Genomic DNA, 24,907 nt, shown 5'->3' with positions numbered 1-24,907 from the left:
TAAAATAAAATTAAAGGAGGGGACCAACTATGGCTGGACGTCGTGGTGGACGCCAAAAGCGTCGTAAGGTTTGTTTCTTCACTGTAAACAAAATCACTTACATCGACTACAAGGACACTGATCTTTTAAAGCGTTTCGTTTCTGAGCGCGGTAAGATTCTTCCTCGTCGTGTAACTGGTACATCTGCTAAATATCAACGTCAATTGACTCGTGCGATCAAACGCTCTCGTCACATGGCATTGTTACCATATGTATCTGAATAAGATCGTTTAAAGAACGCAGCTGGGTTTCCTGGCTGCGTTTTTTGTGTTCAAAGATAGTAGTGAGTGTCTGATTTTGTCGAGGATTGTAGACTCGCGGATAAAAGCCTAAAACTCGTGGATAAACCGCTAAAACTTTAGGATTCAGGCATGAAATATGTGGATTGGAGCTCAAAACTTTTGGATTTCTCATTTATACTCATGAAAAAACGGCTTTGAAATGGCCGAGTCAGCCTCTATTGAACCATCGTAGTAGCTTCCCACACCATCTCATAACATTTTCACACATCATTTCCATGAAAACAGGTGAATATCACCTATTTCTGACCCTGCTCAAGCAAACCTTCCATAATTTGTTTACTTCTCTTCAAGTACGTCTATGCTAGAATTATCGTTTAAGTTGAATTACAGCGGTTATGTCACTACAATTAGAACATATGAAGAATTTTATGAGGTGAATCATGCGCAATACTAAAGTATTGGTGGAAGGTGCCGTTGTTTCGGGCATTTATACGCTTCTTTTTTTGATCAGTATGTACATACCGTTGTTTAGCTTGGTCTCGTTATTTATTTTGCCGCTCCCGTTTATCATTTATCTGTACCGGCAAGATCTTAAAGCGGGATTACTCCTATGGGCGGTCACATTTGGTGTGTCGCTGGCGTTTGCGGGGCTTAACGGTATCATTGTTACCCTCTTTGCTGGTTTGACCGGAATTGTGATGGGGGAACTTTATAGAAGAAAAAAACCAGCGTTTGCGGTTCTGCTTGGAGCGAGTTTGTCGAACATCGTGAACATGTTAGGAACGCTCGCTATCGCTCAAGTATTCATGGGCATCAATTTTGTAAAAGAATTAGAGACTCAGTTTCAAAGTGCGATAGGAACAGCGGAGGATTTATATAAATCCGGTGGACAAGATCCTACCCAGATTGAGAAATTTAAAGAGCAAGCGGAGTTAATTCCGATGATGCTTCCGACATATATTATCGGAGGAGCTGTCATCCTTGCCTTTTTAACGCATATCGCCGCAAGAATGCTGATGAAAAGAATGCGTTATGATGTTCCGTCGTTCCCTCCGTTTCGTGAGTGGAACCTGCCAAAATCGTTTTTGTGGTATTATATTATAGCGATTGTTTTAACATTCAGTATGCCTGAAAAGGGTACGTCTTTATATATTGTAACGATAAATTTGTATATGATATTATCGTTTGTACTTATATTACAAGGTTTCACAGTTATTTTTTATTATGCCTGGATAAAGAATTGGAAGAGAAAAAGAATCATATTGTTGATTATACTCTTGTTTTTGCTGAACTCTTTCCTGCCGATTCCTCTGGAAGTCGTTAAATTCTTAGGTATAATTGATTTAGGGTTTATGATCAAAAAACGGTTGAAACCAAAACAGTAGGAGCTGAAAGTATGCCAAAGTTTTTACTAAAACGGTGGCATGGTTATCCCGTCATCGCCTTATTTGTAACTTCTGTTGTTCTGGTAAGTATCATCACGTATTTTCATTGGATGATTGGAATGGCAGGCTTCGTGCTGCTAGGCGGTTTGTTTTATTATGCCATGAAAGCCGAAGCTAGTTTTCAGGAGGAGCTGGGCGATTATATTTCGACGCTTTCTCACCGCTTGAAGAAGGTGGGAGAAGAAGCGTTGATGGAAATGCCGATCGGGATTATTTTGTATGATGAGGATTTTAAGATCGAATGGGCGAATCCATACATGGGAGCCCTTATTGAAGAAGAGTCCTTTATCGGCCATTCTCTAAACCATGTTTCAGAAGAACTGATTCCTCATATCAAGAGTGATGCGAAGGAAGAAGTTATAAAGATTAATACACATAGATTTCAAGTGAACTTCAAAAAAGAAGATAGACTGCTTTACTTTTTTGATGTGACCGAGCAGTTAGATCTTGAACGTTTGTATGATGAAGAACAAACGGTCATGGCGATTATCTATCTCGATAACTATGAAGAAGTAACGCAAGGACTAGATGACCAATTTCGATCAACAATCAACTCAAAAGTTACGTCTGTGTTGAATGAATGGGCGAACGTACACGGCATCTTCTTAAAACGAACGTCTTCTGAGCGATTTTTAGCTGTATTCAACCAACGAATCCTTTATGAGTTGGAGAAAAATAAATTCAGCGTACTAGATGAGGTTAGAGAATCTACAGCTAAGCAGAATATCTCCCTTACGCTCAGTATCGGGGTTGCAGCTGGGACATCGTCACTGCCTGAGCTCGGACAGCTATCTCAATCGAGTCTAGATCTTGCTCTTGGACGCGGAGGCGACCAGGTTGCGATCAAACAGACGAACGGAAAAGTACGTTTCTATGGAGGAAAAACAAATCCTGTTGAAAAACGTACGCGCGTCCGTGCCCGCGTCATCTCACATGCTCTGAGTGAATTGGTGGCAGATAGTGACAAGGTGATCATCATGGGGCATAAGAATCCTGATATGGACTCAATTGGTTCTGCGATCGGAATCTTAAAGGTCGCGCAAGTGAATGGAAAAGACGGGTATATCGTACTTGACCAAGCCAATATCGATATCGGCGTTCAGCGCTTGATGGATGAGCTGAAAGAAACAGAATCGATTTGGAAGTTTTTCATCTCGCCCGAAGAAGCGCTCGAGCTCGCATCGAGAGACACGCTTCTAGTCGTAGTTGATACACATAAACCGACGATGGTTATTGAAGAGAAACTGTTATCCAAGCTTGATCATGTCGTGGTCATCGATCACCATCGCCGTGGTGAGGAGTTTATTAAAGATCCGGTGCTTGTATACATGGAGCCGTATGCTTCATCTACAGCAGAACTCGTAACAGAACTTCTCGAATACCAGCCGAAGAGACTGAAGATGCGTATGCTAGAAGCAACAGCCCTTCTTGCAGGTATTATCGTTGATACGAAGAGTTTCACCCTCAGAACAGGATCTCGTACGTTTGATGCTGCATCTTATTTAAGAGCGCATGGTGCGGACACGATTCTTGTTCAAAAGTTTTTAAAAGAAGATTTAAACACGTATACAAGACGTTCCAAGCTCATTGAGAGTTCGGATGTTTATAAAAAAGGCATCGTCATTGCCAAGAGCTCTCCTGAGGATGCGTACAATCAAGTCGTGATCGCTCAGGCGGCAGATATACTATTAACTATGAACGGCATTCAAGCATCTTTTGTTATTGCAAATCGCATTGACGGCAAAGTAAGCATCAGTGCTCGTTCGCTTGGGGACATCAACGTGCAGATGATCATGGAGAGACTGGAAGGCGGAGGACATCTTACGAACGCTGCCTGCCAGATTGAGAACAGCTCGATTGATGAAGCAGAGATACATTTAAAACGTATTATTGATGAGTATATTGAAGGGGGAGAAGAGGAATGAAAGTAATTTTTCTTCAAGATGTAAAGGGTAAAGGCAAAAAAGGCGAGGTTAAGAACGTTTCTGAAGGCTATGCACGAAACTTCTTATTTCCGAAGAACTTAGCTTCAGAAGCTACATCAGGCGCTATGGCAACACTTCAAGGCCAACAGAAGAGCGAAGAGAAGAAACAACAAGCTCAATTAGAAGAGGCTGAAGCTTTAAAAGCAAAGCTTGCTGAGATGACGGTTACGATCAAAACGAAAACAGGTGAAGGTGGCCGCGTTTTCGGTTCTGTGACAAGTAAACAGATCGCTGATGGCTTGAAAGAGCAAGGGATCAAGATTGATAAGCGTAAGATTGAGCTTGCTGAGCCGATTAAAGCACTTGGTTACACGAATGTTTCGATTAAAGTGCATCAACAGGTTACGGCGACTGTAAAAGTACACGTAACAGAAGAATAAAAGAGCCGGGTTTTCCCGGTTTTTTTGCGGGCCAAGAAAGCGTTGATCTCCGTTTCAGATGCTCGCTTTCCGGGGGGCGTGCGGTGAGCCTCTTAGCGCATAGCGCTGTTAAGAGTCTCACCTGTCCCGCTGATCCCCCAGGAGTCTCGCATCTTACACTCCGATCAACCTGTTCATGGAGCCAAAACCAAACTAATTTAAAGCTCTTAAACCATATACGAACGATTACTAGTAAGGAAAGGAGGAACTAACATGAGTGATTTATTTGCTGACCGTATACCGCCGCAGAATATTGAAGCGGAGCAGGCTGTTCTTGGTGCGATCTTTTTAGAGCCCGAAGCTCTTATTACGGCATCTGAGATTCTGCTTCCGGAAGATTTTTACCGTGCTACTCATCAAAGAATCTATCGCGTGATGCTCGATCTTAACGCAAAAGGCGAGCCGGTCGATCTTATCACCGTTACGTCAGAGCTTCAGGATAAGAACCAGCTGGATGAAGTCGGCGGCTTGTCCTTCTTAACGGAGTTAGCCGATAGTTCTCCGACGGCTGCGAACATTGAGTATTACAGCAAGATTGTTGAAGAAAAGTCTCTGCTTCGCCGTTTGATTCGTACAGCGACTGATATAACAGCTAACAGCTATGCGCGTGAAGAAGAAGTAGAGGCGATCTTAAACGAAGCGGAAAAGTCGATCTTAGAAGTAGCAAACCGGAAGAACACGAGTGCTTTTACAGCGATTAAGGATGTCTTGGTTCACGCTTACGACAACATTGAAGCCCTTCATAACCGTAAAGGTGATATAACGGGGATTCCGACTGGCTTTAATGACCTGGACCGAATGACGGCTGGCTTTCAGCGAAACGATCTGATCATCGTTGCCGCTCGTCCATCCGTAGGTAAAACCGCGTTTGCTCTGAACATCGCGCAGAACGTTGCAACAAAGACAGAGGAGAATGTAGCGATATTCAGTCTAGAGATGGGTGCTGAGCAGCTTGTTATGCGTATGCTCTGTGCAGAGGGTAATCTCGATGCACAGCGTCTTCGTACAGGGTCATTGTTACCCGAAGACTGGCAGAAGCTTACGATGGCTATGGGAAGCTTGTCAGCGGCAGGTATCTATATCGATGATACACCGGGTATTCGTATTAACGATATTCGTGCGAAATGTCGTCGTCTGAAGCAGGAGAAAGGCCTAGGAATGATTTTGATCGATTATCTGCAGCTTATTATGGGTAGCGGGAAATCAGGCGAAAACCGCCAACAGGAGGTTTCTGAGATCTCTCGTTCACTAAAAGCACTTGCTCGTGAGCTGGAAGTGCCGGTTATCGCCCTTTCTCAGCTATCTCGTGGTGTTGAATCCCGTCAGGACAAGCGTCCGATGATGTCCGATATCCGTGAATCAGGTTCCATCGAGCAGGATGCCGATATCGTTGCCTTTCTTTATCGTGACGATTACTACGATAAAGAATCAGAAGCGAAGAACATCATTGAGATCATCATCGCTAAGCAGCGTAACGGTCCAACAGGAACGGTAGAGCTCGCTTTCGTAAAAGAATATAATAAGTTCGTTAACCTGGACAGGCGGCACGATGAGAGTGCCATACCGCCGGGAGCATAAAAAAAGCAGCTGGGATTTATTCCGGCTGCTTTTGCATTTCTATTACTTTATTTTCTATTAACCACATTTCTATTCTGTTTTTCACTTTATCTTTTTGAAACGTCTGCCATTTCTCATGTAAACCGAGCTCAATCACTTTATCGGTAAAACGTTTGAAAGGCTCATCCTCATTTAAAGCGTGAAGCAGTTCGCTGTTTTGATGAAAGCTCTCAAATTCAACCATCCAGCTGAAGGATTCAACGTTCATCACCTTTGGAATCTCAATAAATCGGTCTGGTTCTTCGGCATCTAAAAATTCTAGGTTGGGATGGCCACCGGTTTCGATCGCATCAAGCAGTATCGTTTGTTCATTTTTGTCTAAATAATAGATGTGGTTTGCTTTTATATCCATATAAGCCACCATTAATTTTTCGATAAGCAAGTAATCGTACCTCCTAAAAAAGGTGAATACTACAGGATACGATAAGGTTTTCGATCTTCTGGCTATAGAAATGTAAAATTATTACGAACGAAAATATTAATTTATCTTTTAATGTTCGTGTTTTTGATTGACTTCTATCAGATATATTGCTAAACTAAGCTTGGTTTTCAAGATTAGATGATAAATTCGTCAATCGTTAATTTCATGGAGGTGCAACCATGTCATCAGTAGTAGTAGTAGGAACACAATGGGGAGATGAAGGAAAAGGTAAGATTACCGATTATCTCTCAGAAAAAGCAGAAGTAGTAGCTAGATACCAAGGCGGTAACAACGCTGGTCATACAATCGTATTTGAAGGTAAGAAGTATAAACTTCACCTTATTCCATCTGGAATCTTTTATAAAGATAAAATCTGCGTGATCGGAAACGGAATGGTTGTCGATCCGAAAGCAGTTCTTGAAGAGCTTGCTTATCTACACGGCCACGGAGTAAGTACGGACAACCTTCGTATTTCTAATCGCGCGCACGTGATTCTTCCTTATCACCTTCGTCAAGATATCTTAGAGGAAGAGAGCAAGGGTGCTAACAAAATCGGCACAACGAAAAAAGGAATCGGTCCTGCATACATGGATAAAGCAGCTCGTATCGGAATCCGTATCGCTGACCTTTTAGATCGTGAAGAATTTGAAGAGAAGTTAGAGCGCAACTTAGCGGAAAAGAATCGTTTATTCGAACGCATCTATGAATCAGAAGGCTTTACGAAAGAGCAGATCTTAGATGAGTATTATGAATACGGTCAACAAATTAAAAAATATGTAGTCGATACATCAGTTGTTCTAAACGATGCATTGGACGATGGACGTCGTGTTCTATTTGAAGGCGCACAAGGTGTTATGCTTGATATCGACCAAGGAACATATCCATTCGTTACGTCTTCAAACCCTATCGCAGGGGGAGTAACAATCGGTTCTGGTGTTGGTCCTTCTAAGATCAACCATGTTGTTGGTGTTTCAAAAGCGTATACAACACGTGTTGGTGATGGTCCTTTCCCGACTGAGCTTCATGATGAGATCGGTAACCAAATTCGTGAAGTTGGCCGTGAGTACGGTACAACGACAGGACGTCCGCGTCGTGTAGGTTGGTTTGACGCAGTAGTTGTTCGTCATGCTCGCCGTGTTTCAGGGATCACGGATCTTTCTTTGAACTCAATCGACGTTCTAACAGGTATTGAAACGTTGAAAATCTGTGTAGCGTACAAATACAAAGGTGAACTAACGTATGAATTCCCAGCGAGCCTTAAAGAGCTTGCTCAATGTGAGCCTGTATTCGAAGAAATGCCAGGCTGGACAGAAGATATTACAGGTGTGAAAGATCTTGGAGAGCTTCCAGAGAACGCGCGTCATTATGTAGAGCGTATCTCGCAAGTAACTGGTATTCCACTTTCTATCTTCTCAGTTGGACCAGACCGTAACCAAACAAACATGGTACGAGGCGTATTCGCTTAAAAAATTAGTAGCCCCTTGGTGAAACGAGGGGCTTTATTTTTGATGAATTAGAAATGCTTTTGTGAGTATTTTTAAGGATTCCAAAGTTTTTTTGAAAAATATACAGAAAACATATTGCCAAAGCTTAAATATCGTGATAAAGTAACACTTGTCGTGAAAAAACGACAAACGTTTTAAAACAAAGCACGAGCCATTAGCTCAGTTGGTAGAGCATCTGACTTTTAATCAGAGGGTCGAAGGTTCGAATCCTTCATGGCTCACCACTTTTTTTTAAAAAAGTGGCCCGTTGGTCAAGCGGTTAAGACACCGCCCTTTCACGGCGGTAACACGGGTTCGAATCCCGTACGGGTCACCATTATTTCTTTAAGTAAAGTAAATAAAAGCATTTAAAAGTGGACTCGTGGTGTAGTGGTTAACATGCCTGCCTGTCACGCAGGAGATCGCCGGTTCGACCCCGGTCGGGTCCGCCACTTTTATGGCTCGATAGCTCAGATGGTAGAGCAGAGGACTGAAAATCCTCGTGTCGGCGGTTCGATTCCGTCTCGAGCCACCATTTTACTTTAAATCCTAAAACATGTTGCATGTTCCTTGAAAAGGGAGCATGCTTTTTTTTATTTTTGTTTGCGTATGGTCGATCGCCCTTAGTGGAGGGTATGTAGCAAGGACGTCTTTGTCGAGAATGATCGAATGGCCTTTATTTTTTTTCTTAGACTTAATTGCTATCGATTTCGACTTAATTTTTTTATTTCGACTCAATTGCATCAAGATTAGACTTAATTAACAGCTCAAGTACCACGTGGGGTATCAACACTAACCCCTTCCGGCAGCAGAAACAACACCGATACACCTCCAAAAAAGCATGCACAGAGACATGCACAGCACAAATCAGCTTATCCACACTAAGATTTATATCATTTTCACACCAACCATATACTTTTAATGCTGATAAAGAGGGATAAGTACTCAATCGTTCGAATATAGTGTATCAATTGGGATGAGGAAGGTAGTGATCATACAGATGGAATTTGAATGGGCGCTGTATTTGATCGCGAGTTACCTTGTTGGTTGCATCATGACAGGGTTTCTTGTAGCAAAGCTTATAAAAGGCGTTGATTTACGATTGTTAGGCAGCGGAAATATAGGAGCACGGAATGCTGGAAGAGTATTAGGGCCATCAGGATTCGTACTCACGTTAGCTGGCGACATCTTAAAAGCGGCTGCGGTCGTTTGGGCAGGCATACAATTTCAATATCCCCCATATATACAGCTTCTTGGTTTTCTAGCGGTGATTCTCGGACATCTCTATCCCATCTTTCTTCGTTTTCATGGAGGGAAAGGAGTCGCTTCTTTTATCGGAGGGATGATTATTTTTCACCCCATATCTGCTGTTCTTGTAGCAGCTGCATTTCTGCTCTTTTATGGAATTAAAAGAAGTCTAACTGTAGCGGGACTTTTTGCTTTTGCGCTCACTCCTTTCTTCTACTGGCTGTTTGAAAAGCAGTGGCTAGAGACGTTACTCCTGATTCCAATCAGCTTCCTTGTTGTGTATGTTCAAAAAGAAGATATAAAAGAGCGCATCAAATTAACGGAATAGGTGTTAAATAAGGGTATAAATCGGTGAATTTATACTCTTTTTTATGTCGTTTATTTACAGTTGCATTACAAAATCCCTGAAATTCTGACAAAGCGAAATTCCTTATGATAGGATACTAGAGGTGCTAAAGGCATAAAGAGTAGTAGGTCTTTAGGCATATTTTAGAGATCATAGAGAGAATCTTTAGGGGGAAATAGAAAAAGTGAACAGTCGAAAAACCACTGAAAGATTTATTAAATATATCGCACTGCCGTTCGTTGCAGTGATTTTAATAGTGTCAGCATTCACGATGAATCCATCGAACACATCTGCGAGTAGCGACGATAACCAGTTGATCAAGACGGTTTATCACGTTTATGTAGATGGAAAGAAGGTTGGAACGGTTCGTGAAGAAAGTGTTGTCGATGAGACAGTCGACCAAATTCTCCAACAGGCAAAAGGTAGAAAGAATAACTTTGCTTTTGCGGTGAGAGAGTCTATCGAGCTTAAGCCTGAAAAGATGTTCAGACCAGAGTTTGATAACGAAGAAGTAAGAGAGAACTTGAAGAAGCAGCTAACGGTTGAAGTGGAGGCTTATCGTTTAGTCGTTGGCGGACAAACTGTTGCGTATGTTTCTAGCAAAAAAGAAGCAAAAGATACGTTGCTGAAGCTAAAGCTCGAACATGTTTCAAAAGCCGAGCTAGATGACATCGAAAAAAAGAAAGCTGAGAACGAAAAGCTTGAAGTACCGGACTTAAAACCGGGAGAACGTAAAGTGGTTGATATCGACTTTTCAGCGCCAGTTCTTATTCAAAAAGCGCAAACATCTATCAGTAAGCTCGTTACGGTAGATGATGCCATTTCTTCTTTGAAAGAAGGCAGTCTGCACAAAAAAGAGCATGTGGTTCAAAAAGGAGAAACAGTTCAATCTATCCTAGAAAAATATCACTTAACGATGGATCAGTTATTCACGTTAAACCCAAGGCTTATGTTAGTACCAGTTGTTCGTACAGGACAGGCAGTAACCGTTACTGAAAAAGAGCCTTATACCGAGGTCCTTGTGTACGAAGCTACACGTGTTCAGAATGAACTTCCTTTCCAGGTTGAGAAACAAGAAGACAGTACGTTGGAAAAAGGACAGATCAAAACCGTTCAAAAAGGACAAGTTGGATTAGAAGATATTACGTATACAACAAGAAAAGCCGACAGCAAAGTGCTTCAAAAAGAGATTTTAGAGAAGAAGCAAGTGAAGGCACCAGTTACGGAGATTCAAAAGATTGGTACGAAAGTGATTCCTTCTAAAGGGACAGGCACTCTTTCATGGCCGGCTGTAGGTGGATATATTTCTAGCCATAAAGGCACGCGCTGGGGTAAAGAGCATAAAGGAATGGATATTGCTCGACCTTCAGAACGTTCGATCTTAGCTGCAGACAACGGTAAAGTTGTTTCTGCTGGGTGGGATGGAGATTATGGAAACAAGATCATTATTGATCACAACAATGGTATGAGAACCATTTATGCGCATCTTGATTCTATTTCTGTTTCATCAGGTGATGTGGTGCAGAAGGGGTCTAAGATCGGTGTGATGGGTTCAACGGGTCAATCGACTGGAGTGCATCTGCATTTTGAAGTGTATGAGAATGGTGTTCTTAAAGATCCAGCTGATTTTGTAAGTGAAAATTAAAGAAGTAATGATTAAAGTAATATGAAAGTAGGTTGATTTCCGTTTCAGGTTGCTCGCTTTCCGCGGGGCAGGCGGTGAGCCACTTGCCGCTATGCGCCTTTAAGTGTCTCACCTGACCGCTTGTCCCGCAGGAGTCTCGCACCTTCCACTCCAATCAACTATTCATTGATGAAAAGTAATAAACAAAATGTCAAAAACCTCTTAGGATTAACAGCTTCCTGGGAGGTTTTTCATGCTCAAAACGAATTGAATTACTTTCAGGATTTATTTCACACAGCGAACTTTCGACGGTGATCTTATGTGATACCAACTTTTCTTTGTCTAAAATTAGAAGGTTTTGCTAGTAGTATGGAGAAAGTTTCAACTGTGATAAAATAGTAGAGATACCATATAATCGATACTACAAAATATTCTGCTATATATAAAATAGAGTTTCTGAAAGAAGGAGCGTTCCCATGGATAAGAAAATTCTCGTTGTGGATGATGAAAAGCCCATTGCAGATATTCTGCAGTTTAATCTTGAAAAAGAAGGCTTTACTGTAAGCTGTGCGTATGATGGCATCAATGCGTTAGAAAAGGTAGAGAAAGAGAAGCCGGATATGATTTTACTAGATATCATGCTTCCGCTAAAAGACGGCATGGAAGTTTGCCGTGAGATTCGTAAAAAGTATGATATGCCAATCATCATGCTTACAGCAAAAGACTCTGAAATTGATAAAGTATTAGGCTTAGAGCTTGGGGCCGATGATTACGTAACGAAGCCGTTCAGCACACGTGAATTAATCGCACGTGTTAAGGCTAACCTGCGCCGTCATCAGCAGGAATCTGAGCGTGAAGTAGATGAAAACAATGAGATTACGATCGGTTCTCTTACGATTCATCCTGATGCGTATATCGTGACCAAACGTGGCGAGACGATTGAGTTAACACATCGTGAATTTGAACTGCTGCATTATTTAGCAAAACATATCGGACAAGTGATGACGCGTGAACACTTGCTTCAAACGGTATGGGGATATGATTATTTTGGTGATGTAAGAACAGTCGATGTAACGGTTCGTCGTCTGCGCGAGAAAGTAGAAGATAATCCAAGTCACCCATTATGGATCATCACAAGACGCGGAGTGGGGTATTACTTAAGAAATCCTGATCAGGAGTAGTCATGATGGATAAAGTCAATTTTTTTAAATCAATACACGTTAAGTTTGTATTGATTTATGTTTTGCTCATTTTAATAGCCATGCAAGTGATCAGTGTTTATTTTATTAACAACTTAGAATCTGATCTTCGGCAGAGCTTTTCTAAATCACTCTACGATAGAGTGAATTTATTAGAGTTTAACGTTGAGCAAAAGATGAAGGATAAAGATAAGGGTAGATACAAGTCTGAAAATGATATAGATGGTGAACCAGCGTTATTGCTTAGAAAAGACATTCAAGCACTAATTGACGAGGAGTTCGAAGAGAAAGAGATCCAGGTACTTAATGAAGACGGTATGGTGCTTGCGAGCAATAAACCGCAGTTGGTGGGGCAGATTAGCTTCAATCCTAAGATTAAGCTTGCTCTTGAAGGAACGGTTGATGATGAAATCATGCTTCATGAAGGTGAGCGGGTGATGGTACTCGCCAAACCGATCAAGATTGATGCTACAGGAGAGAACATTGGCGCCATCTATTTAGTAGCTTCTATTGAAGGTATTTTTAAACAGATTTCTCGAATCAATAGCATTCTAGTGACCGGAACCGTAATCGCACTTATTATAACCGGACTGCTAGGGGTCTTTTTGGCACGTACGATCACAAGGCCTATGGCTGATATGAGAAAGCAAGCCCTTGTTATGGCAAGAGGGGACTTTTCTCGAAAAGTTCAGCTGTATGGAGACGATGAAATCGGTCAGCTTGCTATGACCTTTAACAATCTAACAACAAAGCTGCAAGAGGCAACAGCTATCACAGAGAGCGAACGAAGAAAGCTGCGTTCCGTTCTTACGTATATGACAGATGGTGTGATTGCGACAGATCGTGACGGAGCAATTATCCTGATGAACGACCGGTCTGAAGAGATGCTGAACATCTCTAGACAGAACGCGCTAGGAACGCCTCTTATGGAGCTATTGCGCTTAAATACGGAATACACGTGGGAAGAACTTTATAACGAATACGAATCTATGCTGCTTGATTTTAGTACGAACGATTTGCATTATGTGGTGCGAGCAAACTTCTCCACGATACAAAAAGATGACGGGCCAATCAATGGTCTTATTTGTGTTCTTCATGATGTTACTGAGCAGGAACAGATCGATAACGAGCGACGTGAGTTTGTGTTCAACGTTTCGCACGAATTAAGAACACCGCTGACGACGATGAGAAGTTATCTGGAGGCGCTGGCTGAAGGGGCGTGGCAAGATGAGAACATCGCTCCGCGTTTTTTAGAGGTTACTCAGAATGAGACTGAACGTATGATCAGACTCGTAACTGATTTGCTTCAATTATCGAAAATGGACAGCAAAGATTACCGATTTAACTTTTTTGAAATTGATCTGGTCGAATTCTTGAACGGCATCATCGATCGTTTTGAGATGCTTGAAAAGGAAAACATTGAACTTTCTAGGTCCCTGCCTAAGCACAAGATCAACGTTCAGTTGGATACCGATAAGATGACACAAGTGCTTGATAATATCATCTCGAACGCGATGAAATATTCGCCTGAAGGTGGAACAATCACCTTTAACGCTTCCGTGATCGGCCGCAAGGTGAAGGTAAGTATTTCAGATCAAGGTGTTGGAATTCCGAAGAATAACGTTTCTAAGATCTTTGATCGATTCTTTAGGGTAGACCGTGCTCGTTCTCGAGATATCGGAGGCACAGGCCTAGGTCTCGCGATCGCAAAAGAAATCGTACTTGCGCATGGCGGAGACATCTGGGCAGAAAGTGAGTGGGGCCAAGGAACGACCATCCACTTTACTCTTCCTTTAAAAAAGGTTAAGGAGGGGCTGCAATGAACTGGTTAAAGTGGATTACACATGCAAAAGAAGTGATCACCTTTTTCAAGAAGAATTACGAACATATCAAGTCTATCGCGCTCACTGTCTTGATCGGTATGAGCCTTGTTCTTACATGGAGCTTGTGGACATTCAAGCCAAGCTATCCATCGTTAGAAGGAGCTCGAATCGTTAAAAAACAGGAAGTTGATATCGAAGCAAGCGTTAAGCAACTTGTATACCCTACACAGGTGATTTACCATAGTGGGGATGAGTTGTACGGACTTGAAGCAAGTAATTTAATGAAAGAATTTCATATGGGCTTGAACGAAACGAAATTTACGTTTGATACAGGTTCTAGAAATAATCGTGCTTTTGATCCAGATGAAAAGTTTTTACGTGACAACAAGTATGTGGAGATTATTTTTCCAGCAGGCATGAGTCAGGATATCTATAAAGAAATCTTCTCGTTTGAATCCGAGATACAAGCCACTAAACCACAAAATGTAGACCGAATCTTTTTATATCAAAATAAAATGACAGATAGTATCGAAGGCTATCTAGTTTCTTATCAAAATAAAAAGATGCAAAAGATAAGGGCAACGAATAATCAGCTAAATCCTTTAATAAGAGATATGGATAAGTGGGTCGATACAGGAAACTTAATCCCTTATATCCAATATGATATTGAGGATGACGGAAAAGAAGGACAAGCAGAGATCTTAAGAAGATTTTATTTTCCTAAGGAGTCTCTGTCCTTGACCCGTTATACGTACTTTTCAAAAGCAACAGGCGAAGATACGTATGAAATGTATAAAAAAGCGCTGTTTAAAGATCCGTTAGCGGTAAAAAGTGCTTCTGATAAAAACCAGATCACATATGCTGATGGAACAGCGGCAATGGTTGTGAACGAATTGCAAAATCGTTTCACGTTTACTAACTTTGCAGGAAATCGAAATCCAAATACAACACCAAATATTTCACCACTCTATCAATCCTTAGACTACATCAATACGCACGCAGGGTGGGGAAATCCGTATATTCTTTCCGGTCTATCAACGTATTCCGCAAATTTCTGGCTGTTTGTTGAGAATTTGCCTGTGTTGGATCCGGAGATGCAGATGAGCCTAGTGTGGTATGAAAACGAGCTTAAGGAATATCAGCGCTCACTCGTTCAGTTACAACTCGACCAACAGTCTTATCTTTCACAGAAGGTAAACATCCAATCAGGGCTAGATGTTATTAAAGAGCTTGAAGAAAAAGATTACAACCAGAACTATGTACAAGATGTACGAATTGGATTCACGATGAAAAAGCAAAAAGAACCACATGTCTATAAATTAGAGCCACAATGGTTTATTAATTATGATGCTAAAGGATGGCAACCGTTATTTTCACAGACTGGAAAGGAAGGATTTAATTGAATTGGCAAAGAACAAAAAGCATTTTTATCCTTACCTTTCTTGTCTTAAACCTATTCTTGGGTTACCAACTCTATCAAAAGAATGACATTAACAACATCTCGAGACTTACAGATCAGCCTTTAGAAGAGCGGTTAGCGAATAACGAAATCTCACTATCCGAAAAGCTGCCGAAATATAGAGAAAAACAAACTTTAATCAGTGCCCAGCGTTACAAGTTTTCAGAAGAAGAAAAGAAGTCTCCTGAAAAAAATGTATCGCTGGATAAGGAAGCGAGCACTGACATCACCCTTCAATATGATCTTAGTAAACCGATGGATCTTCCGAAGAAGGATACAAAAGATTTGATCTCAGAGCTTAATCAATTTGCAGAAGATAACATAACCCGCGGTAAAGAATACGCATTTTATGAATGGGATAAAAAGAGCAATATCGTCTGGTTTACGCAAGTCTATCAAGAGAAAAAGGTCTTTTATAATCCTACTAATTTTGGCATTGTTTCTGACGGAAAAGATTTCGATGTGCCGAACGGAATGATTAAGTTTAAGCTTGATGACAAAGGAAATCTTACTAGTTTAACGCAGACCTATCTATTTATTACAAGACAGGGTGCTTTTCAACAGATCATCTCACCTAGTAAGGCGCTTGAGAAACTATTAGAAACGAACCTTCAAAAAGGTGATCATATACAAAAAGTAGAGCTTGGCCACTATAGCCTTGTAGGTGAAGGAGAAGTTCAAGTTTATACACCTACGTGGTTTATAAAAACCAAGAACGGACAGTATTTAGTTAATGCGACTGACAGTTCCATTCAAGTTTTGACGGAAAAGGCAGAGTAGAGAGGAACATGCGGTTATGAGTTTAAAATTTAGCGTTCTTGCAAGCGGCAGTTCGGGAAACGCCGTTTACGTTGAAACCGAACAAACACGCTTGCTCGTCGATGCGGGTTTAAGTGCCAAACAGATTCAGATATTATTTGAAAAAGCAGCATGTGGTGAGGTGGCGGACATTGATGGAATCCTCGTTACGCACGAACATAGCGATCACATAAAAGGACTCGGTGTGCTGGCTCGAAAGTTTAAGCTGCCGATTTATGCGAACAAAAATACGTGGAATGCCATGAACGGTTTGATTGGGGAAGTGGCGACCGAGCAAAAATTTGAGTTTGAGATGGAAAGTGTGAAAACATTCAACGATCTAGAAGTTGAATCCTTTGGTGTGTCACATGATGCGGCGGAACCGATGTTCTACGTGTTTCATCACAACGGAAGAAAGCTTGCACTCATGACGGATACGGGCTATGTGAGCGATCGTATGAAAGGTATCATTCGTGACAGCCACTCGCTCGTGATTGAATCGAACCATGACATCAACATGCTTATGATGGGGCGTTATCCGTGGAACATTAAACGCCGTATTCTAGGCGACCATGGTCATATTTCGAACGAAGATTGTGGACATGCTCTCGCTGATGTAATCGGTGACGGTACCAAACATATCTACCTTGCTCACTTGAGTAAAGATAATAACATGAAGGATATTGCTCGTTTAGCGGTTGAGCAGACGTTAAAAACGTACGATATTTCAGCGGGTGAACAAGTAATTCTTCACGATACAGATGCGAGCCAGCCAACAAAATTAGCTTTAGTCTAAAATACTTACTTGTTTAAAGTAAGCCGTTTCCGGAAATAACAATAAGTGTGGGAAATTATGAAAAATAACCCAAAATGTCCATAATTTCAGGACTAATTGCTTATACTAGGTTATGAATTCATCCATTTTATTGTTGAAAGGAACGGTGAGGAGCATATGGGCTATTACGATGATGATTATGAATCACCATCTCGACAAAAAGGAAACCGCGGAGGAAAGTTTCTACCAGCATTGCTAGGAGCCATTCTAGGCGGTTTGCTTGTCTTATTTACAGTACCTGCACTAGGAGGAGCTGGTCTTTTACCAGACAATCTGTATCCTCCGAATGAAGAACAAAACGGTCTAGGTACTGACGAAAATGTGGAACAGCGAAAAGTGGATGTCGATTTAACAACGAATGTAACAGATGCCGTTGATAAAGCATCTGGAGCGGTTGTGGAAGTCATCAACATTCAGCAGACTGATTTTTGGAGCCAGCAGCCAGCGGGCACAGGATCAGGTGTTATTTATAAAAAAGAAGGCAACAAAGCGTATGTGGTAACAAATGACCACGTTGTTGCGGACGCAAACCAGATTGAGATCACGCTAAGCAATGGCACGAAGCTTAAAGGTACTTTACGCGGAACAGATCCTCTCATGGACTTAGCTGTTGTTGAAATCGATGGCAGCAAAGTGGACAGTGTAGCGGAATTTGGAGTGTCAGGTGACTTAAAACGTGGTGAGCCGGCAATCGCAATCGGTAACCCGCTAGGAAACTTCCCTGGATCAGTCACACAAGGTATCGTATCAAGTGCGGACCGTTCGATTCCAGTTGATCTGGATCAAGACGGAAACCCAGATTGGCAAGCTGAAGTTATTCAAACAGACGCAGCGATCAACCCTGGTAACAGCGGAGGTGCTTTAATTAATATCTCCGGTCAGGTAATAGGGATCAACTCTTCTAAAATCGCGCAGAACGAAGTAGAAGGAATCGGATTCGCTATTCCATCTGATGTAGCAAAACCAATCATCGAAGACCTTGAGAAGTATGGGGAAACACGCCGACCGTTCTTGGGCGTTAACATCATTCCGCTTTCTCAAGTGAACACATATCAGCGTGAGCAAACACTAAAGATTCCAGACAGCGTACAAGAAGGTGTCGTTGTTATGGAGATCACGTCAGCTTCACCAGCAGCTCGTGCGGGTATTAAGGAAATGGACGTTATTGTCGAGATGGGTGGCGAGAAGATCAAAGACCCAATCGCTCTTCGTAAGTTCCTTTATACAAAAGCGAAGATTGGTGATGAGGTGGATGTGACGTTCTATCGTGATGGGAAGAAGAAGACCGTGAAAGTTGAATTGAGCGGTGGTAATCAATCTCAATAAAAGCGGGAAACAGGGGGCTTTAGGGTCTCCTGTTTTTTTGTTTGTTGGTGCTAGTGTCTTTTGGGAGTGAGTTGATTTCCGTTTCAGGTTGCTCGCTTTCCGCGGGGCAGGCGGTGAGCCACTTGCCGCTATGCGCCATTAAGTGTCTCACCTGACCGCTTGTCCCGCAGGAGTCTCGCCACCTTACACTTCAATCAACTTGACGGTGAAGAATGAAAATAAAAGACAAAAGATAAGAAATACAAATACCCCTACCATTTAAGAAAAATCTAATGGTTGATTCAACATGTGGACAACTTTATTTTAGCGGATTGTTTACACACAGCTGTAAATTCGTTAGTGTAATAAGAAGAATTGTGGATAAGTTAGGAGTGAAAGATTTGATTATTATTTGCTGCAAAGACCATGCTGAGCTTGCGATTGACATCATTGTGGATGAGTTTGAAACACCACCAGTAGTTGAGTTACTAACAGAGAATGATGAGTTATCAACAGGTTGTGAATACTGCGATAACAAAGGTGCATATAAAGTATCGAACATATGAACGCCTACAAGATATAGCACTAATTGTGCATATGTGGATAAGTTCTGGGGATAACTTATTTGAAAGGAAGTTTTCAACAAGTGAATATTTCAATCGTTTCCGTAGGGAAATTAAAAGAAAAATACTTAAAACTAGGTATTGATGAATACTTAAAGCGACTAGGACCTTATGCAAAAGTAGAAATCATCGAGGTTCCTGATGAAAAAGCACCAGAAACCTTAAGTGATCAAGAGATGATCATGGTTAAAAACGCTGAAGGTGAAAGGATTCTAGCAAAAATTGGTCAAGATGTGCATGTGATTGCAATGGCGATTGAAGGAAAGGCTGTCTCATCTGAAGATTTGGCTAAGAATTTAGATCAGCTTGCGACTTATGGGAAAAGCAAAGTGGCATTTGTCATTGGAGGATCCCTAGGGTTAAGTGACGCTGTAATGAAGCGGGCGAATGAGAAGATTTCATTTGGGAAGATTACGTATCCGCATCAGTTGATGAAGTTGGTGCTTGTTGAGCAGATTTATCGGGCGTTTCGGATTAATCGAGGGGAACCGTATCATAAGTAAATGTGGTTTCTTGTAAAGAATAGTACTTATGTAAACCAAAGACCCAAATTGGTCTTTGGTTTGTTAAAATGCTATTTAGATAGGGTAAATTCAATTTCACAAACTTCATGTTTGAAGAGTCATATATTTCTACCCACCATCCATGAACATCAGGATATCTCTGCCCATCAAATGTTTCTACAAGAGAAAAGCTATATGCATTATCTTTTGGAAGATTTATATTTCTAACATCCCTACGATAATCTTTGTTTTTTTCCGTAATAAATTCTTTTAATTCATCATGATTAAACTTTGAAAATAAGTTATCTCCGTAAATATTATCTTCAATTTTGTAAAATGTGACCAAATTTTACTTGTCTCCCAGGTAACCAATAATTTCACCATATCTTTTATTGATAAATACTATCTTCTTATTTCCATTCGCAGAGTTTCTTGGTATTAAAGTTAAATCTATTAACATTTGACATTGAGTTTTATCATTTCCAGGATAATATCTCCAAAGTGCTTTATCGCAATGTACTTCTAAACTTGGAGAAGGATTTTTTTATATATTCTTTATAAACAGTGGTACTGGTGTTAATAATTCCTAATACTAAACCAATAACAGCTTTAACCGTAGTAATGGGCACTTTAAAACCTCCTTAATTTCTAATTTCACAATATAAGAAAATACTGGTAAAATTAAAGGTTTTTTGTTGAATATTGTATAATTAGTAAATGAAAAATATTAATTAGACTTATAAGTGTGGGGGTGTTGAGTTGATCTCTGAAGAAATTTTAAGAAGTATAGCTGACCTTTTTAATGGAGATACAGAAGAAGATTTTTTTAAATATAAGTCAGGACCTCAATTGGTAGATTTTTTTAATACCCATTTTGGTTATGAAGATTCATATGGCCAAGGTTTTCCTTCAAGATGGTATTTTACTCTAGATAAACTTGTAGACCAAATAAATAAGAAAAAGATTGATAGATTCTTTAGCATAGTCCTAAGTAAAAGATATTTGATGGTTGAAAAGCAAATTTCAGAGGTTAATGCAGTGGTTTTAAGTGAAAAGATCCATCAAAATATGAATAATCTTTTAAAGCCAAATGGATTAGTTATTATAAAAAAAGAAGACAGATTCGAGCTTGTCAATGAAGATGAAGATTTGGTGTACGTAGGAGAAGGGGGATTTGCAACAGTTTATAGAAGGAAATCTAACGGACTAATAGTTAAGAAGTTAAAAGAAGAATTTCTTGTAAAGCAGGATATTAAGAGCCGCTTTAAAAGAGAGTACAATATAACAAAATCCTTAAATGATGTACCAGGAATTATTGAAGTTTACGATTTTGATTTAGATGACTATTCCTACACAATGAAATTCGCTGAGCAATCATTGTTTGACTATGTTTCAAATTATGCTCACGACTTTGATACCCAAAAGACTATGATTCGCCAAATACTTTATGTAATGGGTAAGGTACATGAAAGGAATATTGTACATAGAGATATTAGCCCACATAACATCTTGATAGTTAATGGAAGGTTACATATTTCTGATTTTGGACTAGGTAAAGATTTAGATATGTTTCATTCACATAGAACTGCATATACAAATTCATTTGGACAGTTATTTTATTGTGCCCCTGAACAATTTATGCAATTGAAAGAGGGGGATAAAAAAAGTGATGTCTATTCTTTAGGGAGACTTATAAATTTTATAGTAGGAAGCGACCCTAGAAATTATAATCATATACTTAGAAATGTTACAGAAAAAGCTACGAATGAAAATTTATTATACAGATTTAAAGATGCAAAAGAGCTTTTAGAAGCTGTAGAAAAAACAATCTCTTACCATGAAAATAATGAAAAAATTCAAGAGGTAAAAGAAAAAATTAAAAATGACTTTTACGATGAAGATGTAGAAAATTATATTTATGGTTTAAGTGCGATAGAGTTATGTAAGGATTTAGTTAATATTCCTCAATTTATTAATTCAATTATGAAGTTCATCGAAAACAATGATAAACGCAGTTTAGAAATAATGAAGATGATTGAAGATTCCTTTCGTGAGTATTGCGGCTTCTCATTTTCTTCATACGATATATTCTCGGACCTAGCATATCGGATTCTAAAGTCTAATGGGTTTTCATACTTAACTAAAGAAACTGCTGCAAGGATATTAAACACAATTGCTACCGATGTAAACCGATTTGAATCGCAAAGATTAATTGAAAGATTAATAGAGAGTGGCATAGAGCCAAGTATTGAAGATATTCTTTCCGTATAGTTTAACATCATAAATATTTGACAATGTATTTGTGAATTTATAAGCAAGTCATCTTAATCATTTCATCAATTAGGGTATAGGGGAGTAATTTCTTATGGAAGAACACTTAACCAAAGAGTATGTATTTTATGAGCTTTATAAAGCATATAATTATGGTAATTTAGGTTTATTTATTGGTGCAGGTTTCTCTAAAGCAGTAGTTGATAATGGGATAGATAATAGAGCCCTTTCTTGGGGGGAGTTAATTGATAAGGTTTGTGAGCATCTAAATGTTAATCTTCCAAACAGTGAGGATATTAAAGGAATGTCCTACCCAGAGGTAGCAACAAAAATTTGCGAAAAGATTGCAGAGCAAGAAGCAATAAATTACTTTGAAGCTAAAAATATCTTCAAAAAAGAAATTTGTGATTTTACAAATTGGCTTCCAAGTGAAGAAAAAAGGGACACTTTTAGTGATCATTTAATTAAAATAAATCCTTCATGGATTATTACTACGAACTATGACTTAGTAATAGAAAGATTATTAACCGGTAGAAGTAACACTCTGAGTCCAAAAGATTATTTAACACATCCCAAAAATATAATTCCTATATATCACTTGCATGGTGTTCGTCATGAACCTGAATCAATAGTTATTACCCAGGATGATTATATCCCTCTTTTTAGACCAAATGAGTATAGACAAACTAAATTAGCTTTAACAATAAAGGAGTCTACAACTTTAATTTTGGGTTACCAATTAGGCGATGTAAATGTACAGTCTGCTGTTGACTGGTCAAAAAATATATTCCCAGAATCAAAAGAATATCCACACGAAATTATACAGGCTATACGTAAGAGTGAACCTTCAAGTGAACCATATAGAAATATTAGTGGAAATATAGTTATTGAAATAAATGAAATTGAAGATTTCTTACAGGAATTAATCGACTTTTTCATCGTACGAGAAAATGAACATTTTATTGAAATAGAAAAAATTAATAAATTAATAGGTAAATTAACAGAAAATAAAGCTGAACATGTTGACAAATTTATAAAGAGCCAAGAATTAAGATTAAGTTTACTAAAATTACTATCTAGGTTTGAACAGCACATGGTTACTCCGTATATTGACTTCATGTCAGCCTGTATAGATAAAACATGGGCGAATTCCGCACCAGACGGAGCTTTCGAGGCATATGACGACAATCTAAGAATTCTTCTTGATATAGTTATAAACTATGAGTATAAAAAAATGCCCCCAGCTTTATATGAGTTTGTTTGTTATTCGCTGGATAGAGTGCTTGAGTATGTTGGAGATTATATTAGTCCTATACCATATGGGAAAAGCTTTAAAGCAACTAGTACTTGGCATAATAAGAAAAAAGAAATACCTCAAGTAATGTTAGAACAATTTTATCATTTTTCGAAATACAAGTATCCCCGCCTCTACAAAAAGGTAAGCGTCCTATTACCTGAATTTAGTAAAAACTAATTTTAAATTTAGGATTGGAAAATGAAATAATACTAGAAAAAACCTCATTTAGATATTTACACAAGATTGACCAGTTGACAAAACCCCAACTCCGTAATAGTATTGAAAATTATATTTAGAACTATTAAAACTTATAGATAGCAAGCTATGATTGCTGTAGGTCGTACTACAGCAGGAGCAGCTTCTGGAGAGACCGCTATAATAGCGGCGCCGAAGGGTTCACAATCTCAGGCAAACGGACAGAAGAGTATCGAATTTTGACTTTGTTGTGCCTGTCATATCTAGCGCAGTGAATGCTTTTTTCATATTCTAATGTACAAGAGATTGGAGATTCCTCCAGTCTCTTTTTTGTTTGATTTGCATCTTAGAAGGAGGATTCATACGTGTCACAGCAAGAGTTGAAGAGAGATTTAGCTAACCGTCATGTGCAGCTGATTGCTATTGGCGGAACGATTGGTACGGGGTTATTTTTAGGTTCAGGAAAAGCGATTCAGCTTGCCGGGCCGTCTGTTATATTTGCTTATTTGATCGTTGGGGTCGCATTGTTTTTCATGATGAGAGCGCTAGGGGAACTGCTGCTTTCGAACGCAGGTTATGAGTCGTTTACCGATATAGCGGAGGACTATCTTGGTCCGCGAGCTGCTTTCATCACAGGTTGGACGTATTGGTTCTGTTGGATCATGACTGCGATGGCCGATGTGATAGCGGTCGGTGTCTATGTTCAATATTGGTTTGATATACCGCAGTGGGTTCCGGCGATTGTTTGTTTGCTTCTTTTACTTGGACTGAACCTATTAACGGTAAAGCTTTTCGGTGAATTGGAGTTTTGGTTCGCATTAATCAAGGTGATTACGATTCTAGCGTTAATTGTGATAGGCGTAGTTCTACTCGTTATGGGTTACCAGACGGATGCGGGAACGGTTTCCTTAGGCAACCTGTGGGAACATGGAGGTATGTTTCCTAATGGTGTGACTGGTTTCCTACTCTCGTTCCAAATGGTTGTGTTCGCGTTTGTGGGAGTGGAGTTAGTCGGTGTAGCGGCAGCAGAAACGTCTAATCCAAGAAAGAATATCCCGTCTGCGATCAATAAAATTCCACTTCGAATTCTATTTTTCTATGTTGGCGCATTGATTGTGCTGTTCTGCATCAATCCATGGACAGAGTTAAACGCAACGGAAAGTCCGTTTGTTAAAACGTTTAGCTTGATAGGGATTCCGCTTGCAGCTGGGATTATCAATTTCGTTGTACTGACTTCAGCGGCATCTGCCTGCAACAGCGGGTTGTTCTCAACGAGTCGTATTCTTTTTACGTTAAGCAAGAGTGAGCAGGCTCCTCGTTCTTTTAAGAAACTAACGAAAAATGCTGTGCCAGGAAACGCGTTATGGGTTTCGACTATAGTTGTTTCAGTTGGAGCGCTCCTCAGCAAGCTTATTCCAGAGCAAGCTTTTGGCATCGTAACGACCATCAGTGCCATCTGTTTCATCTGGGTGTGGAGCGTAATCTTGATTAGCCATATTAAATACCGTAAAACACGATCTGACCTGCACAAGAAGTCAACGTTCAAAGCACCTTTTGCTCCATTCATTAATTATGTGGTGCTCGCGCTGTTTGGGTTAATTTTGATCGTGCTGCTCGTGGCAGAAGCTACACGTCCGGCGTTATTGCTGACACCAATTTGGTTTATTTTATTATTTTTCTTGTATGCTTTTAAAAAACCTATGCTGAAATAAAAGGATTGGTTATTTGG

General features: G+C 39.9%; 21 protein-coding genes, 4 tRNA genes and 1 riboswitch. Of the genes, 23 read left to right on the top strand and 2 right to left on the bottom strand.

All coding sequences use genetic code 11. The features are described 5' to 3' along the window. Nucleotides 1–29: 29 nt before the first annotated feature. The 5 genes from rpsR to dnaB all read left to right on the top strand — a co-directional run bounded on the left by rpsR (nt 30) and on the right by dnaB (nt 5,708). Nucleotides 30–263: a 30S ribosomal protein S18 gene (gene rpsR / locus IHV12_RS06865; RefSeq protein WP_066399523.1), complete on the top strand. Its 234-nt coding sequence runs from the start codon at nt 30–32 to the stop codon at nt 261–263. A 458-nt stretch (nt 264–721) separates the two neighbouring features. Then, nucleotides 722–1,666: a YybS family protein gene (locus IHV12_RS06860; protein WP_197190310.1), complete on the top strand. Its 945-nt coding sequence runs from the start codon at nt 722–724 to the stop codon at nt 1,664–1,666. 11 nt (nt 1,667–1,677) lie between these two features. After that, entirely contained in the window at nt 1,678–3,651 is a 1,974-nt protein-coding gene (locus tag IHV12_RS06855; protein WP_197132751.1) for a DHH family phosphoesterase, read from the top strand. Next, nucleotides 3,648–4,091, top strand: a complete 444-nt coding sequence (gene rplI, locus IHV12_RS06850; protein WP_197132754.1) for a 50S ribosomal protein L9 — start codon at nt 3,648–3,650, stop codon at nt 4,089–4,091. Before IHV12_RS06855 ends, rplI begins: the two co-directional genes overlap by 4 nt. A gap of 252 nt (nt 4,092–4,343) precedes the next feature. Then, nucleotides 4,344–5,708: a replicative DNA helicase gene (gene dnaB / locus IHV12_RS06845; protein WP_144696584.1), complete on the top strand. Its 1,365-nt coding sequence runs from the start codon at nt 4,344–4,346 to the stop codon at nt 5,706–5,708. Between the two features lie 16 nt (nt 5,709–5,724). On the opposite strand, the gene IHV12_RS06840 is transcribed toward dnaB, so the two are convergent. Then, complete coding sequence (locus IHV12_RS06840; protein ID WP_197190309.1) at nt 5,725–6,129, bottom strand: UPF0158 family protein; 405 nt, start codon at nt 6,127–6,129, stop codon at nt 5,725–5,727. 218 nt (nt 6,130–6,347) lie between these two features. Here IHV12_RS06840 and IHV12_RS06835 point away from each other — a divergent pair, with 218 nt between their 5' ends. The 15 genes from IHV12_RS06835 (at nt 6,348) to rlmH (ending at nt 19,415) form a co-directional block, all read left to right on the top strand. Further along, nucleotides 6,348–7,634 carry an adenylosuccinate synthase gene (locus IHV12_RS06835; RefSeq protein WP_197132760.1) on the top strand — a complete coding sequence of 429 codons (1,287 nt, stop codon included), beginning with the start codon at nt 6,348–6,350 and terminating at the stop codon, nt 7,632–7,634. A 187-nt stretch (nt 7,635–7,821) separates the two neighbouring features. After that, nucleotides 7,822–7,897: transfer RNA gene (locus tag IHV12_RS06830), tRNA-Lys, on the top strand. Nucleotides 7,898–7,914: 17 nt separating this feature from the next. Then, nucleotides 7,915–7,989 (top strand) — tRNA-Glu (locus IHV12_RS06825). Between the two features lie 39 nt (nt 7,990–8,028). Next, nucleotides 8,029–8,104: transfer RNA gene (locus IHV12_RS06820), tRNA-Asp, on the top strand. A gap of 7 nt (nt 8,105–8,111) precedes the next feature. Next, nucleotides 8,112–8,187 (top strand) — tRNA-Phe (locus IHV12_RS06815). A gap of 465 nt (nt 8,188–8,652) precedes the next feature. After that, nucleotides 8,653–9,228 (top strand): glycerol-3-phosphate acyltransferase, encoded by a 576-nt coding sequence (locus IHV12_RS06810; RefSeq protein ID WP_197190308.1) that lies wholly within the window; start codon nt 8,653–8,655, stop codon nt 9,226–9,228. A 202-nt stretch (nt 9,229–9,430) separates the two neighbouring features. Then, nucleotides 9,431–10,891: a peptidoglycan DD-metalloendopeptidase family protein gene (locus IHV12_RS06805; protein ID WP_197190307.1), complete on the top strand. Its 1,461-nt coding sequence runs from the start codon at nt 9,431–9,433 to the stop codon at nt 10,889–10,891. A gap of 455 nt (nt 10,892–11,346) precedes the next feature. Beyond that, nucleotides 11,347–12,051 carry a response regulator YycF gene (gene yycF / locus IHV12_RS06800; protein ID WP_066244253.1) on the top strand — a complete coding sequence of 235 codons (705 nt, stop codon included), beginning with the start codon at nt 11,347–11,349 and terminating at the stop codon, nt 12,049–12,051. A 5-nt stretch (nt 12,052–12,056) separates the two neighbouring features. After that, on the top strand, nt 12,057–13,892 hold the full coding sequence (walK, locus tag IHV12_RS06795) for a cell wall metabolism sensor histidine kinase WalK (RefSeq protein WP_197190389.1): 1,836 nt from the start codon (nt 12,057–12,059) through the stop codon (nt 13,890–13,892). Then, nucleotides 13,889–15,295 carry a YycH family regulatory protein gene (locus tag IHV12_RS06790; protein WP_197190306.1) on the top strand — a complete coding sequence of 469 codons (1,407 nt, stop codon included), beginning with the start codon at nt 13,889–13,891 and terminating at the stop codon, nt 15,293–15,295. Before walK ends, IHV12_RS06790 begins: the two co-directional genes overlap by 4 nt. Next, on the top strand, nt 15,292–16,131 hold the full coding sequence (locus tag IHV12_RS06785) for a two-component system regulatory protein YycI (RefSeq protein ID WP_197190305.1): 840 nt from the start codon (nt 15,292–15,294) through the stop codon (nt 16,129–16,131). The genes IHV12_RS06790 and IHV12_RS06785 overlap by 4 nt, the downstream gene beginning before the upstream one ends. 16 nt (nt 16,132–16,147) lie before the next feature. Next, entirely contained in the window at nt 16,148–16,945 is a 798-nt protein-coding gene (locus IHV12_RS06780; protein ID WP_197132778.1) for an MBL fold metallo-hydrolase, read from the top strand. Nucleotides 16,946–17,101: 156 nt separating this feature from the next. Then, complete coding sequence (locus IHV12_RS06775; protein ID WP_197132790.1) at nt 17,102–18,310, top strand: S1C family serine protease; 1,209 nt, start codon at nt 17,102–17,104, stop codon at nt 18,308–18,310. Between the two features lie 380 nt (nt 18,311–18,690). Continuing rightward, nucleotides 18,691–18,855, top strand: coding sequence for a CxxH/CxxC protein (locus tag IHV12_RS06770; RefSeq protein ID WP_231620646.1), 165 nt, complete (start codon nt 18,691–18,693; stop codon nt 18,853–18,855). An 80-nt stretch (nt 18,856–18,935) separates the two neighbouring features. Then, on the top strand, nt 18,936–19,415 hold the full coding sequence (gene rlmH / locus IHV12_RS06765; RefSeq protein ID WP_197190387.1) for a 23S rRNA (pseudouridine(1915)-N(3))-methyltransferase RlmH: 480 nt from the start codon (nt 18,936–18,938) through the stop codon (nt 19,413–19,415). On the opposite strand, the gene IHV12_RS06760 is transcribed toward rlmH, so the two are convergent. Continuing rightward, a complete protein-coding gene (locus tag IHV12_RS06760; protein ID WP_197190304.1) occupies nt 19,387–19,761 on the bottom strand; it encodes a hypothetical protein in 375 nt (124 codons plus the stop codon). The two genes, rlmH and IHV12_RS06760, sit on opposite strands and share 29 nt — an antisense overlap. A gap of 413 nt (nt 19,762–20,174) precedes the next feature. Here IHV12_RS06760 and IHV12_RS06755 point away from each other — a divergent pair, with 413 nt between their 5' ends. The 3 genes from IHV12_RS06755 to IHV12_RS06745 all read left to right on the top strand — a co-directional run bounded on the left by IHV12_RS06755 (nt 20,175) and on the right by IHV12_RS06745 (nt 24,890). Beyond that, on the top strand, nt 20,175–21,686 hold the full coding sequence (locus IHV12_RS06755; RefSeq protein WP_197190303.1) for a protein kinase domain-containing protein: 1,512 nt from the start codon (nt 20,175–20,177) through the stop codon (nt 21,684–21,686). Between the two features lie 94 nt (nt 21,687–21,780). Next, complete coding sequence (locus IHV12_RS06750) at nt 21,781–23,160, top strand: SIR2 family NAD-dependent protein deacylase (protein ID WP_197190302.1); 1,380 nt, start codon at nt 21,781–21,783, stop codon at nt 23,158–23,160. A gap of 174 nt (nt 23,161–23,334) precedes the next feature. Further along, nucleotides 23,335–23,413, top strand: a riboswitch (glycine riboswitch). Nucleotides 23,414–23,543: 130 nt separating this feature from the next. Beyond that, nucleotides 23,544–24,890 carry an amino acid permease gene (locus IHV12_RS06745; RefSeq protein ID WP_197190301.1) on the top strand — a complete coding sequence of 449 codons (1,347 nt, stop codon included), beginning with the start codon at nt 23,544–23,546 and terminating at the stop codon, nt 24,888–24,890. Nucleotides 24,891–24,907 lie beyond the last annotated feature (17 nt).

This window comes from Fictibacillus sp. 7GRE50 (genome assembly GCF_015903875.1).
Lineage (GTDB): Bacteria > Bacillota > Bacilli > Bacillales > Fictibacillaceae > Fictibacillus > Fictibacillus phosphorivorans.
The sequence above is the reverse complement of the archived record's forward strand: the minus strand, read 5'-3'. Positions and strand labels throughout refer to the sequence as shown.

Bases quoted from the DNA above. Each gene is read 5' to 3' on its own strand.
- rplI (WP_197132754.1), top strand. From the start codon at position 3,648: ATGAAAGTAATTTTTCTTCAAGATGTAAAGGGTAAAGGCAAAAAAGGC.
- IHV12_RS06775 (WP_197132790.1), top strand. From the start codon at position 17,102: ATGGGCTATTACGATGATGATTATGAATCACCATCTCGACAAAAAGGA.
- IHV12_RS06790 (WP_197190306.1), top strand. From the start codon at position 13,889: ATGAACTGGTTAAAGTGGATTACACATGCAAAAGAAGTGATCACCTTT.
- IHV12_RS06780 (WP_197132778.1), top strand. From the start codon at position 16,148: ATGAGTTTAAAATTTAGCGTTCTTGCAAGCGGCAGTTCGGGAAACGCC.
- IHV12_RS06860 (WP_197190310.1), top strand. From the start codon at position 722: ATGCGCAATACTAAAGTATTGGTGGAAGGTGCCGTTGTTTCGGGCATT.
- rpsR (WP_066399523.1), top strand. From the start codon at position 30: ATGGCTGGACGTCGTGGTGGACGCCAAAAGCGTCGTAAGGTTTGTTTC.
- yycF (WP_066244253.1), top strand. From the start codon at position 11,347: ATGGATAAGAAAATTCTCGTTGTGGATGATGAAAAGCCCATTGCAGAT.
- IHV12_RS06810 (WP_197190308.1), top strand. From the start codon at position 8,653: ATGGAATTTGAATGGGCGCTGTATTTGATCGCGAGTTACCTTGTTGGT.
- IHV12_RS06750 (WP_197190302.1), top strand. From the start codon at position 21,781: ATGGAAGAACACTTAACCAAAGAGTATGTATTTTATGAGCTTTATAAA.
- IHV12_RS06835 (WP_197132760.1), top strand. From the start codon at position 6,348: ATGTCATCAGTAGTAGTAGTAGGAACACAATGGGGAGATGAAGGAAAA.
- walK (WP_197190389.1), top strand. From the start codon at position 12,057: ATGGATAAAGTCAATTTTTTTAAATCAATACACGTTAAGTTTGTATTG.
- IHV12_RS06855 (WP_197132751.1), top strand. From the start codon at position 1,678: ATGCCAAAGTTTTTACTAAAACGGTGGCATGGTTATCCCGTCATCGCC.
- dnaB (WP_144696584.1), top strand. From the start codon at position 4,344: ATGAGTGATTTATTTGCTGACCGTATACCGCCGCAGAATATTGAAGCG.